This window comes from Actinoallomurus purpureus, assembly GCF_024055795.1.
Lineage (GTDB): Bacteria > Actinomycetota > Actinomycetes > Streptosporangiales > Streptosporangiaceae > Actinoallomurus > Actinoallomurus purpureus.
The window spans coordinates 17,585-30,894 of the sequence record NZ_JAMXMY010000041.1; the positions used below are offsets into that span (position 1 = coordinate 17,585).

The 13,310-nt window shown below is 70.4% G+C and carries 5 protein-coding genes; 2 read left to right on the forward strand and 3 right to left on the reverse strand.

Going from position 1 to position 13,310, the window contains the following annotated elements; translation table 11 throughout:
* Positions 1-110 precede the first annotated feature (110 nt).
* Both eccCa and NE236_RS42335 read left to right on the forward strand, forming a co-directional pair.
* On the forward strand, positions 111-4,034 hold the full coding sequence (gene eccCa / locus NE236_RS42330) for a type VII secretion protein EccCa (protein WP_252847976.1): 3,924 nt from the start codon (positions 111-113) through the stop codon (positions 4,032-4,034).
* A 167-nt stretch (positions 4,035-4,201) separates the two neighbouring features.
* The gene (locus NE236_RS42335) at positions 4,202-4,633 is read left to right on the forward strand and encodes a YbaB/EbfC family nucleoid-associated protein (protein ID WP_252847977.1); all 432 of its coding nucleotides are present in this window, start codon (positions 4,202-4,204) and stop codon (positions 4,631-4,633) included.
* A 44-nt stretch (positions 4,634-4,677) separates the two neighbouring features.
* Here the strand turns inward: NE236_RS42335 and NE236_RS42340 are convergent, their stop codons facing one another.
* The 3 genes from NE236_RS42340 to NE236_RS42350 all read right to left on the reverse strand — a co-directional run bounded on the left by NE236_RS42340 (position 4,678) and on the right by NE236_RS42350 (position 12,869).
* Entirely contained in the window at positions 4,678-5,289 is a 612-nt protein-coding gene (locus NE236_RS42340; protein ID WP_252847978.1) for a hypothetical protein, read from the reverse strand.
* A 4-nt stretch (positions 5,290-5,293) separates the two neighbouring features.
* Positions 5,294-5,857 carry a hypothetical protein gene (locus NE236_RS42345; RefSeq protein ID WP_252847979.1) on the reverse strand — a complete coding sequence of 188 codons (564 nt, stop codon included), beginning with the start codon at positions 5,855-5,857 and terminating at the stop codon, positions 5,294-5,296.
* Between the two features lie 85 nt (positions 5,858-5,942).
* Positions 5,943-12,869, reverse strand: coding sequence for a hypothetical protein (locus tag NE236_RS42350; RefSeq protein ID WP_252847980.1), 6,927 nt, complete (start codon positions 12,867-12,869; stop codon positions 5,943-5,945).
* Positions 12,870-13,310: the final 441 nt, after the last annotated feature.

Genomic DNA, 13,310 nt, shown 5'->3' on the forward strand with positions numbered 1-13,310 from the left:
AGGATGGCCCCGATTACCTACCAATTCTGGCCACAGCAGAGTAACGGCCGCGGAGGTACCGGTTGAGTACGACCTTGGTTCGCCGTCAGGAGAGGCGGCCCGCTCCGTCCATGCCCAAGGGCGAGATCCTGCTCGAGTCCCCCCCGGAGATCCCCGAGGTGACCAGCGGCGGGTTCCAGGTCGTCATGACCTATCTGCCCATGGCCGCGATGGCGGGAATGAGCGGGCTGATGGTCGCGGCGGGCGGCGTCTCGAATCCGCTGACGATGGTCAGCAGCGGCGGCATGGCCCTGGCCATGGGCGGCATGATGCTCGGACAGGTCGGCCGCGGCGCCGGCGAGCGCAAGTTCAAGCTGAACGGTGAGCGGCGCGACTACTACCGCTATCTCGCGCAGACCCGCCGGAAGGTGCGCCGGGCGGCCAAGCAGCAGCGCGAGGCGCTCGAGTGGAACAGTCCGGCTCCCGAGTCGCTGTGGTCGCTCGTCATGAGCGCCCGCCTGTGGGAACGCCGGCCCCGCGACGAGGACTTCGGCAGCGTTCGCGTCGGTACCGGGCCGCAGCGGCTCGCCGTGCAGCTGATCGTGCCGGAGACGAAACCGGTCGAGGATCTCGAGCCGATGACCGCCGGTGCGCTGCGGAGGTTCGTGCGGGCGCACTCCACCGTGCCCAAGCTCCCGGTCGCGGTCAACCTCGCGTCTTTCGCCAGGATCCAGGCGATGGGCGATCTGGAGACCGCCCGTGGGGTCGTCCGGGCGATGATCTCCCAGATCGCGTCGTTCCACTCCCCCGACGACGTGCGGATCTGCGTCTGCGCATCGCCGGAGCGGATGCCGTACTGGGAGTGGGTCAAGTGGCTGCCGCACTCCATGCACCCGGACGAGGACGACGCCGCCGGCCCGGTACGGCTGATCGCACGCAGCCTGTCGGAGCTGGAGTCCCTGCTCGGCCAGGAGGTGAAGGACCGCCCGCGGTTCACCCCCGGCCTGTCCCAGAACGACCTGCCGTACCACATCATCGTCATGGACGGTGGCATGGTGACGCCGGACTCCCAGATCGGGGCGGACGGCATCGACGGCGTGTGCGTGGTGGACCTCACCGGCTCGGTGACGCCGACCGCGGACAACACCATGCTGCGGCTGAACGTCACACCCGAGCAGATGCACATGCTCAAGCGCGACCGTACGGGCAAGGACATGCCGACCGCGATCGGCAAGCCGGACCAGTTCAGCCTCCTGCAGGCGGAGGCCCTGGCCCGCCAGCTCGCGCCGCTGCGGGCGAGCGAGGTCGCGGGCGAGGAGTACGACGCCCTGTCGGGCAGCATGAACCTGACGTCTCTGCTCGGGATGAACGACCCGTACGGCATCGACACCCGTGTGGCGTGGCGGCCCCGCGCGCCCCGCAACCGGCTGCGCGTGCCGGTCGGCGTGGACGTCGAGGGGCACCCGGTGGAGCTGGACATCAAGGAGGCGGCACAGGGAGGCTTCGGCCCGCACGGCCTGTGCATCGGCGCGACCGGTTCCGGTAAGTCGGAGTTCCTGCGCACGCTCGTCCTCGGCCTGGCCATGACGCACTCGTCCGAGGTGCTCAACTTCGTGCTCGTCGACTTCAAGGGCGGCGCGACGTTCCTCGGGATGGACGGCCTCCAGCACGTTTCGGCCGTCATCACCAACCTGGAGGACGAGCTCCCGCTGGTCGACCGCATGTACGACGCGCTGCACGGTGAGATGGTGCGACGCCAGGAATGGCTGCGGGCCGCCGGGAACTACGCCTCGCTGCGCGACTACGAGAAGGCGCGCGAACAGGGCGCGGCGCTCAAGCCGATGCCGACGCTGTTCGTCGTCCTGGACGAGTTCTCCGAGCTGCTCAGTGCCAAGCCGGAGTTCGCCGAGCTGTTCGTGATGATCGGCCGCCTCGGCCGGTCGCTCGGCGTGCACCTGCTGCTGGCCTCACAGCGACTGGAGGAGGGCAAGCTCCGCGGCCTCGACACCCACCTGTCGTACCGCATCGGCCTGCGCACGTTCTCGGCGATGGAGTCCCGCGTCGTGCTCGGCGTACCGGACGCGTACGAGCTGCCGCAGGCGCCCGGTAACGGATACCTCAAGATCGGCACCGAGGCGATGACCCGGTTCAAGGCGGCGTACGTCTCCGGGACGTACACGCCGGACGGCGCGAGCATTCACCACGAGACGGGTCCGCGCGTGATGAAGCAGATCGTGCCGTTCGGCCCCGACTACATCCGCCCGCAGATCATCGAGGAGCCCCAGCAGGCCGCGCCGGAGCCGGACGAGAAGAACCAGGACACCCTCTTCGACATCGTGGTCGGGCGCCTGACCGGCCAAGGGCCGCCGGCGCACGAGATCTGGCTGCCTCCGTTGGAGGAGTCCTCCACGCTCGACCAGATGCTGCCCAACCTTCAGGCCACTCCGGAGCACGGCTTCACGACGGCGGGCTGGGACGGCCGTGGCCTGCTGCACGCGGCGATCGGTATCGTCGACCGCCCGTTCGACCAGCGTCGCGACCCCATGTGGCTCGACGTCTCCGGGGCGGCCGGTCACGTCGGCGTGGTGGGAACACCGCAGAGCGGGAAGTCGACGGTGCTGCGGACGCTCATCACCTCTCTCGCGCTGATGCACACCCCTCAGGAGGTGCAGTTCTACTGCCTCGACTTCGGCGGCGGAACCCTCGCTCCCCTCGCGGGGTTGCCGCATGTCGGAGGCGTGGCGACCCGCCTCGACGGCGACCGCGTACGCCGGACGGTGGCCGAGGTCGCGACACTGCTCGAGGAGCGGGAGCGGTACTTCGCCGACCGCGGCATCGACGGGATCGCCACCTACCGGCGGATGCGCGCCTCCGGCCAGATCCCCGGTGACGGGTTCGGTGACGTGTTCCTCGTCGTCGACAACTGGCTCACGGTCCGGCAGGACTTCGAGCAGGTCGAGTCGACCGTCACCGAACTGGCCGCCCGCGGGCTCGGCTACGGCATCCACGTCGTCGCGGCGACCAACAAGTGGTCGGAGTTCCGAATGAACATCCGTGACCTGTTCGGGTCGCGGCTGGAACTTCGGCTCGGTGACCCGTACGAGTCGGAGTTCAACCGGAAGATGGCCGCGAACGTTCCCGAAGGGCGACCGGGACGCGGTCTGACCCGCGAGGGCCTGCACTTCCTCGCCGCGCTGCCGAGGGTCGACAGCCGGTCCACGTCCGAGGATCTCTCCGACGGGGTGCAGAAACTGGTCGAGGCGGTGGCGGGGGCCTGGCAGGGCCCGACCGCCCCCCAGGTACGGATGCTGCCCGCGTCGCTGCAGACGGCCTCCCTGCCGAACGCGCAGGAGACAGGCCGCCGTGTACCGATCGGGATCGACGAGGACAACCTGGCGCCGGTGCTGATCGACTTCGACGCGGATCCGCACTTCATCCTGTTCGGGGACAACGAGTGCGGTAAGTCGAACGTGCTGCGGCTCATGGCCGACTCGATCGTCGAGCGCTACACGCCGCAGGAGGCCCGGCTCGTCTTCCTCGACTTCCGGCGGTCCCTCCTGGACACCGCGGAGACCGAGCACCGCATCGGCTATGCGGCGTCATCGACGGCCGCGACGCAGTTGGTCAAGGACGTCCACGGCGCGTTGATCAGGCGGCTCCCACCGGCGGACCTGACCCCGGAGCAGCTGCGAAGCCGCTCCTGGTGGACCGGATCGGACCTGTTCGTGTTCATCGACGACTACGAGCTCGTGGCAACGCCGTCGGGCAACCCGCTCGCGCCGCTCGCCGATCTGATCCCCCAGGCCCGTGACATCGGTCTGCACATCGTCCTGGCGCGCAGCATGGGCGGCGCGGGCCGGTCGCTGTACGACCCGATCATCCAGCGGCTGAAGGACATGGCCTCACCGGCACTGGTCATGTCCGGTAACAAGGACGAAGGAGCGGTGTTCGACGTACGGCCCCGCTCGTTGCCCCCGGGCCGCGGCACCTTCGTCGAGCGCCGGACCGGACACCGGCTGATCCAGACCGCCCATCTGGAGGAGGGGAACGCCTGAGATCCGCTTGCGCCGCGCCCGGCAGCGCGGCGCGGCGCGCGTGACCGGTGCGGACTTCCGTCTTGTTACCTAGCGGTAACGCGCATCTCCCGTTAGTCTCGGATCTTTGATGAGAGCGCCTTTCGCCGGGTGCGCGCCTTTTTGATGCGGAGCGTTCAGGAGTTGCCATGACGCCCTACGAGGGAGCCATCGACGCGAGCCAGGGGATGGAAGGCGTCCGCAAGAAGCTCACCGAGCAGGCCGAGCGGTTCGCGGAGGCGCGGACCAAGCTCGCCGAGGCGCGCGGACGGGGCGAGGCCGCGGACGGCAAGGTGGTCGTCGAGGTCGCGCGCGGCGGCGCCCTGCAGAGCCTGAAGATCGACCCGCGGGCCATGCGGCTCGGCTCCGAAGCCCTCGCCGAGGCCATCCTCGAGGCCGCCGGCAAGGCGGGTCAGGACATCACCGACCAGACCAACGAGCTGATGAAACCGGCATTCGGCGACCCCGAGAAGCTGGCCGAGCAGTGGGGGGCCGGGAAGCCGGACGGCCCCGTGTCCCCCAACGAAGCGATGTCCCGAGCGATGGGCCTGTTCGAGGACATCTTCAAGCGCTACTCCTGACACCGGTCACGCCGTTCCCGGGCGGGTCCAGGCCCTGCCTAAGGTCAGGCGGCTCCCCCACGCCTGCGTCGGGCATCCTCCAGGCTCTGCTGGTAGAACGCGATGTCCCGGTCCAGCCGGTCGCGCGTGAAGCGGTCCGATGCCTGGCGGCGGGTCTCGGTGCCCAGCGGCGTCCAGAACGCCTCGTCGGGCACCTCCTGGGCTCCCTCCGGAAGGAATTTCGCGGCCTCGATCGCCGCGTCCCGGGCGAACGTCCAGTCGGCCACCAGGCCGTGGTACCGCTCGTCCGTCGGGTCTTGGGCGTACGCGATGCCCTCCCGCAGCGCCCGTCGCGCGTACACGGTGCTGAGCTGGACCCACTGGCCGGCATCGATCAGCTCGGAGGTGTCCGCGCCGAAGCGCAGGCCACGGCGCCGCGCCGCGTCCTCGGTGGCGTAGCGCACGTGGACATCGACCGGTTCCGGCCTGCCCCCGCCGGCGTCATCGCCTCCGCCGGCGTTGTCCGCGCCGCCGAAGCGAAGCGTCCAGGCGTCCGGGCCCTCGGTCAGCGTCGTCCGCGGCCGGATGTCACCACCCGCGCCGGCGCCGGACTCGTCCGCGGCTGCGGTGAGGTCGAGGTACAGGTACGCCTCGACCAGGGTCCTCGCGTATCGCAACGTCTCAGCCCACTCCTCGTTCGCGTGCCGTGCCAGGCCGCACCGGGTTCCCGGCCGCGCGCCGGGACAGAGTCTCCCGGAGTTCCGCCAGCCGCGCGCGGGTGAACCGGCCCGGGTCCTGATCGCGGACCCGCCGCCCGATCTCCGACCAGAACGCACGCTCCGGCACCCGCTCGGCGCGCGCGTCCATGAACTTGACGATCTCCTCGACGGCGGCCGACGCGATGGCCAGCGCTCCTCCTGCCTCCTCCGGGTCGGCCGTGGCCGCGCTCTCGGCGGACAGATCGGCCACCCAGAGCCATTGTCCCGCATCCACCAGTTGCGACGGCTCCGGACCGCCGAACGTCGGGAAACCGACGGGCGCGACCTCCCGCTCGGGCAGGCCGAAGAGGTACTCGCGCGGCCGGCCGCACCCGGCGCACGTGCCGGCGTACCGGTTGGCCAGCTCGCCGCCGACGTTGACCAGCGCGCTGTCCCAGGCGGTGTCCACCGATCCACAGTCCTCGCACGGATGCAGGTCGAGGTACAGGTGTGCCTCGTCCCGGGTCCGCGCTACCGCGAACGGCATGGTCCTTCCTCCTTCTCGGTCCGCCGCGTGCCCGACGCGCACCCGGGGCCGCGGCCCGCCACGGCTGGGTCGTCACCCGGCGGGGTCACGCGCCGCCTCCGTGGGTCGGCCCGACGCTCCCCTCGCCGGTCACCTCGCCGTGCCCGGGATTCGGCCGGCCACCGGCCTCGGGCACCAAGCTGACCGGCGCGGCCGCCTCCGGTGGGATCGGGACACCCTGTGCGGTGAACACGGCGCGTACCTTGTCGGCGAACGTGCCCTCGCCAGGCTGGTTGAACACCCTGCGCAGGTCGATCCCGTGATCGTCCGCAGTGATGGCCAGGGAAGGGTGCAACCTGCCGAACCCGTCGGCGAACCCTGCGTCGATCCAAGGGTCGTCGTCGCTGCGCAGCGTGCCGTCCGGCAAGGCGGTGTAGCGTCGCACGCCGTCCGGGCCACCGGGCACCTCGATCGAGACCGCCCTGTCGTCCATGCGGGCGTCGATGAGCGCTCGCAGCAGCGGCGCCGACGGCCTCGCCGGGTCGAGCTCGACAGGCTCCCAGCCGGCGTTGGCTTCACGACGGCCCGATCCCACGGCGGGCGCACCGCCGTCCGGGATCTCGGGCAGCGGCACCGTCTCCTGCCGGGCCCGCGCGGCCGCGAGCTCATGCCCGGCGACCGTCAGGTTGACGCCGCCGTGCGTGACCGCCTCGCGCATGAACTTGCCGTCCCGATAGATGGCCATCCTGTACTTGGCGGTGAAACTGCCGCTGTGCGCCTCCTTGGTGGTGACGAACACCTGGTGCTCGAACCGGGCGCCGCCGCCGTCCGAGATGGACCTGGACGCCTGGGCCCCGGAGGACTGTTTCACCCCGAGCCCCAGCTCGCCGCCGACTCCGACGCTGCGGCTCGGCGGGAACAGCTCGCTCCGCGAGGCGGACGAGGATTCGGTGTAATCCCGCCGGTCGACCTGGCTGATCTCGGCGCCGCCGACGTCGCGGATCCGCGGGTCCGACAGCTCCATCCGGATGACGGCCTCCACCTCGTGCCGGCCGACCTTGATGCGGAGTCGCAAGCCGTCCTCGCCCATCATCTGCTCGACCCGGCCCTGCCGCTGCAGCGCCGACAATTCGTGCTGGAGCCGCCTCTCGACCTCCCACTCCGATCCCTTGCCGAGCAGGTCGACGGAGTTCTCACGCAGGGCGTGGTAGATGCCTTCGGGCTCCACTCGCTCGACGGCGAAGTCGTTGCCGATCTTGAGCGGCCGATGATCGGGTACGTGGTCGGCCGCCGAAGCGCCGGGCTCGGCGGCGTCCCGGACCATCCGCGCCGGCAGTGTGCGACCTACCGTGCCGTGCACCTCGACCGGGACGGGTGCCGGGCGTTCCGCGCTCGGCGGCTTCACCTGTCCCGGCTCCAAGGGGACACGCTCGGCGGTGACGGTGATCTTGACCGGGTGCACGAGCTGTGCCATGCCCGTCTTGTCGTCGAGCAAGCTGCGCTTGCCCGTCTCGTTCGCGGCCTTGGCGGCGTTCGCCGCCGGGCTGTCGGCATCCGTCCACATCAGCCGCTTCAGCCTGATCTCCTCGTGACCGACGGACGTGGTGACGGACCTGCTGCGGCCGGTCCCGACCGAGCCGTTCGTCGAGCCGCCGGCCGCATGGCCGTTGGTCGCATTGACGTCACCGCCGAGGGAATGGCCGACGGACTTGGTCCAGCCGTGTCCCTTGTAGGTGTACGCCTGGAAGATCGCCACCTTCCCGGGGATCTTGTCGTACATGACCGCCCTGCCGTTCCATTCGGCCTTCACCCTGATGGTCAGCATCTCGCTTCGGCCGGCTTCGTCCACCACCCGCACGTCGTCCCTGGCTCCCCAGGGGTCGAACATGTTGTCGCTGGGACCTTCCCAGCGTTCACCCTCGTACATCTGGGACAGCGCCTGCCGCAGCGTCGGGTCCCGGTCCAGCGCGCCGGGCGCGTTCTTCTCGACCGCCTCCAGGACCGCGTCATGGATGGACTTGTCGAGGCTGACGTCGTCGTACAGGCTCATGCCCACCCCCTTCTCGTACGCCTCGGGCAGCGCCGCCTCCACAGGCGCCAGTTCCAGATCCCTGGCGTGGGTGGCCACCTCGTTCAGACGGTGTTCCTCGGGCGTCCCGGTCAGGTCGTGGCCGACTCCCGTCACCTTCTCCAGCAGGTCGCCGAGGAACTCCGGCGTGTGCGCCTTGGCCAACAGCGGCAGTTCCGCGCCGGAGTGGATGGCCGCCTGCAGGTCCTCGGCGTACCGGCCGACCACCTGGACGGCGCGGTTCGGACCGAGTTCGGTGCTGCCGTTGCCGAGCCGCTCGACGAGGTCGGACATGCGATCCAGTGGGAGGTGGTACTCGTTGTCCAGATGCATCTGAAGCATGTCGTTCTCGCGCACGCCCAGCCGTGCCCCGACGTCACCCGACGACTCCCAGCTCTTGCCGGTGAGGTCGTCGGTGACGGTGATCTTCAGATGTGCGCTCGCGTGGACTCCGACATCCTTGCCGACCTGGATGTCCAGCCGCTCCAGCCCTGCAGAGGAGTTCTTCGACTCTCCGGTCGTCTCGCTCCAGGACTTGGAGACGTCCGCACCGCCGTCCACGCTCGATCCGTCGGCACCGTGGCGGCCGCCGCCGAGCGAACCGCCGACGTGCCCGCCTTTGTTCGTATGCGACGAGGAGGTCGCCGTGCCTTCGACGGTCAGGTTGACGTCTGCGGTCACCGCGTCGTGCGTATCGGTGACCTTCGACGGCCCCAGCCTGTCGATCTCGGCCTTGATCGTGTAGCTGCGCGGCCGCGGACCGTGCGGATCGACGACGACGCTGGTCTCGTATCCGTTCTCCAGCAACTTGGCCTTGGCGCCGCGGATACTGGCGGAGTTGAGGAACGCCTTGGCGCCCTCCGTCGACAGCACCCTGGCGGGAACCTTCCGGCTGAGGTCGTCGAGCACCGGACCGGCGTCGACCTGCTCCCAGTACGCCTTCTTCGCCAGCTTCTCCGGCGTCGGCTGTATGCCTTCCGGGGAGCGGAGACGCTCCACCTCGGCCGACCGGGCCTGAGCATCCGGCAGGATCTCGCTCGGCCACGCGACCTTGGCCGTGCCGTCCGCGGTGAACCGGCCGACCAGCTTGTGGTCGCGGTCCCGGATCTCGAGGTAGGCCTCGTGCTTTCCCTCGAAGACTCGCAGCTGCTTGAGCTCCTTGAGCCCGACATGGTTGACGAAGGCCGTGTCCGTCCGGCCGACGGAGTGGCCGCGATTCACTTCGCCACCGCCGCCGAGATTCGCGTCGAAGCCGGCCTGATGGTCGCCGAAGTTCTTCCAGGAACCGGAGACGCCGGCACCACCGGACCAGGCCACCGAATCGTTGACGCCGGTGCTGGACGACTGAGAGTCGATGTTCAGCTTGATCATGTTCCTCGACCTGTCCGGGCCGAGATCGGTGAACTCGTCGAAGTGCTGGCGCAGTCCCACCGTGGCCGAGTAGCCGTTGGGCAGCTCGAAGCCCATGCCCCCCTGGCAGAGCTGGTCGTAGTGGGGATCGAAGAACCGCTCCGGGAAGTCCTCCAGTCTCCGCAGGTTCGCGAGCTCGTGCAGGAACTCCAGCCGATCCGGGTGCTTCGGCGCGATCGGCATCTCGTTGCCGTCCAGCTCCGGAACCAGATCCAGCTCCTGGAGCATCGGCATCGCCTTGGTCACGACTTCGCCGATACCCGTGATGTCCTTGACCGGCGACCCGGATCCCCGCAGCTGGCCGTCGCCGTCGCCGATGTACGCCGGGATGCCCTTGCGCTCCGACGGCGCGACCGGGCCGTGATCCTCCGGCGTCGCCACCGAACCGTCGGGGTTACGGACGATCGCACCGGACTCGTCCACTTTGACCGCCGCCACGTCGACGGGCATGCCGGCCTCGGCGGCGTCCTTCGCGGACAGCCGGATCATTCCGCCGAGGTCCGCGGAAACGGTTCCCAGCGACCGGTTGTCCGACAGCGAATAGAGGTGTGCCCTGACCACGACTCCACCCGGCTGGATGAGCTCGGCCTGGGTCCGGCCCACGAAGCGCTCGACGGACACCGCCACCGACGTGCCCGCGACGTTCACCGTCTCGGCGTGCGTGACGCCACGGCTGCCGTTCAGCTTCCCGCTGATGCCGACGTTGACCTCGTGCGCTCCGGGCATCAGGTCCTTGGCGCCGCCCCACAACTTGTCGATCGGGAGCGGGAGCGCGCCGCCGACCTGCCTGGACACGTTGAACGACTGGTTCCCGGACGTACCCAAAAGGCCGACATCGACCTTTTCCAGCCAGTCCGCCTTGCTGGAGTGCAGGGCGACGAACTTCCCTACGTCGAGGTCGGCCTCGAACCGTATGGCCAGGTCCGTGCCGGGGATGGCCCGACGCTCGCCGTTCGGCTTGTTGACCATCTGCGCCAGATGTTCCTTGGCCTCCTGAGTCAGGATGTTCCGCAGCTGGTCCCTGGTGACAGGGTCGACTTCGCCCTTCTCCCGGTTGATGGCCTCGACGACGTCGTCGTGCCATTTCTCAAGGCCTTTCAGCTCGACCACGGCGTGGTGGGGCATCTTCCCGGTGCCCTCGCCCGCGGGAAGTTGCACGCTGTGCGGCAGGTCCCGTCCGGTGAAGCTGTTGGAAAGCTGCAGCTGCATGGTCGGTTTGTCGTCCCGGGTGCCCTCGGTGACACGCGTGACCGGCGTCTCCGGAATGTCATGCCCTGGCTTCACCGACACCTTGTAGGTGACCCGGCCGTCCAGCACCCGCACATCACCGTTCCGGATGGCGACGACCGCCCCGGGTTGTCCGTGCTGGAGGCCGTTTCCGCTGACCGACCGGCTCCGGCCGACGTCGACCTCGACGCTGGGACCGAATTTCTTCAACACCGCCTTGGCGCCGTCCAGGATCGGGTGGACGCCATCGGGGATCAACATGACCAGCTTCGACGAGTCTGCCGAGACCACCGTCGTCTGGGTGTGCGCGGCTGTCGCTCCGTGCGTGTGGCCGCCTTCCGCGAATCCTCCGCTCCCGATCTCGGAGGGCTCCATCACCGGCTTGACCTCGACCAGGTCGGTCACCTCGGCCTGGATCCGAACGAACGCGCCGGGCTCGTCCAGGGGCACCAGCACGCCGCCTTCGGACAGGAGGTCGTGGGTGCTCGCGCGCAGGGTCTTCTCCAGCGCGTCGGGAGCGAACCGGCTGGTGGAACCGGCCGCTTCGACGAGCTCGTTGGTCCTCCCGGTGAGCCCGTTCAGGTGGGCCAGCCCTGTGATCTCGGCGCTGGGCAGGGCGGCGTCCGGCGGCACGGTCCTGTCCATCGCATGGCCGTACGACGCCAGGTCCTCTGCGCCTCTCCTGGCGAGGATCACGGCGGCGTCCGCGGTGGCCTTGGCGGTGAAGGCGTCCGGCCGGTCCGCGAGCTGTTCCAGGCAGCTTCGTGCTGCGTCGTAGCTGACCTGCGCGTTCCGCGCCTCGTTCAGCGCCTTCTCGTACCCGTCGGCGATCTTCGTGTGGCGCACCTGCCGGTCCAGCGCCGCCTGGCCGTCGGCCACCGCGTCGGTGGCGCGGGTGGCCGCGGCATGGTCGCGCTCGGTCGCGGTCTTGGTGACCTTGTCGAAGGCGGACTGCACGTCCTTGCCGGCCTCGTCGGCCTGCCTCCGGTGCTCTGCCACGCGCTCTTCCAGCGCCGTGATGTCGTTCCGCACCGATTCGCGGACCTTGCCGACCTGGTCGGTCAGCTCGGCGAGCCGGGCGGCCTCCGGCGTGGTCGAAGCGGCGGGCCGCTCGGCCGGCAGGAGGCCGTCGGCTCCGCTGACCCACGGCGGCGACGGAGGAGTACGGCCCTCCGCGCGCAGATCCCGCGCCAGGTCGTTGATCTCCCGCACGTAGTGCGCCCGCTCCACCGGCTTGGTGGCGTGCAGCCACTTGTCCGCGAGGTACCGGTGCTGGTTGTAGCCCGACGCCGACCGATCCCCGTGCCGCTCGGGACCGATCGCCTCCAGGAAGCGGCGGATCATGCCCTGACCCGCCCTGGCCTCTCTGGCCGAGACCCGCTGCAACGTGTCGGTGACCTCGTGCAGCAACGTTCGCGGCAGCTGATCCGCGGCCTCGGCGACCCGCTCGGGCGGGAGGTGGGCGGCCTGCGCCGCCTCCTTCGACATCACCCACGGCGCGAACGTGACCTCGTGCGTCCGGCCGTCCGCGCCGACCCGCGTCCGCGCCGGCGCGCCGTCCGTTTCCCCCACGCTCACGTGGAACTCGTGCACCGCTCCGGCCCCGGTCCGTACCTGCAGCGTCCCCGTGTCCGGATTCCAGTCCCAGCCGGTCACTCGACGCAGATCCGCCGCCGCCGACCCGATCTCCCCGACGGTCAGGTCGTGCAGGTGCGCCGGCCGGACCGGCGCGGGCACCGTGCTCGCGGCGGCGTCCGGTGCCGACTCGACGGTGCCCGGGGGACGCCCCTCCGGCCCGGTACGCGGCGCCTGGGCCGCACCCGGATCGGGTACGACCGGGGTGGACAGGCCGGCGGCCAGTTCCTCCGCCTGGTGGACGATCTCCCGGGCTGCCGGTTCGTGCATGCCCGGACGCATCACCGGGCTCGGCTCGGGCCTGGTCTCACTCGTGGGCCAGTCCGCGGCCAGGTCCGTCCGCTCCGGGTGGGCGGACAGGGTCTCGTGAGCCAGCTCGGTGGCGACGGGACGCGCCTCCGGTGAATGCTCGACGAGCCGGTGCAGGGCCTCCAGCCCACCCTCGGCCGGATGCCCCCCGGTCGACCGGGCGATCTCCTCGCCCAGCCACCTGGCGGCCTCGGCACGCAGGCGTTCGCCCGTGGCGCCGTCGGCCGCACGGGCCGCGAGCCGGTCCTGCGCCTCGTGCAGGCGTTCGTACGGCAGGTGGACCGACCGGCCGTCGGCGGCGGTCACCTGTACGCCGCCGTCCCGCAGCGGCAGACCGTCCGGCGCGACCGCCCGCCGCGCCTCGGTCATCGCGTTCCGTGCCATGCCGGCCGGGTCGGGCGTCGCATTCTGGGGCGTCCGCCCCGTGGCGGTTGCTGGGTCGCCCGGCCTGGTGCCGGTGGGACCCTCCTCAGGTCTCGTACCGCTTCCGGTTTCGCCTGGCCTGGTGGCGGTGGGACCATCCCCGGGTCTCGTGGCGCTGCCGGTTTCGCCCGGTCTCGGGCCGGTCGCGCCCTCTCTCGGCCCCGGCCCGGTCTCACCCGGTCGGGGGCCGTTGCCGGCCGGGCCTTCGGGGTGGCCGGGGGTGGTGCCGGACTGTGGCCCTTTCCGGCCGTCGCCGTTCAGCATCTCGGCGATGTTCGGGCGTGCCGTCTCGCTGGGGCGGGCGGCGGCGGGTGCGGTCTCGGGCGGTCGTGTCGGGAGCGTGGTGGGGCCGGGCTGGCTCGATGTGGCCGGTCCACGTTCGGAACCGCCGGTGCCGCCCGT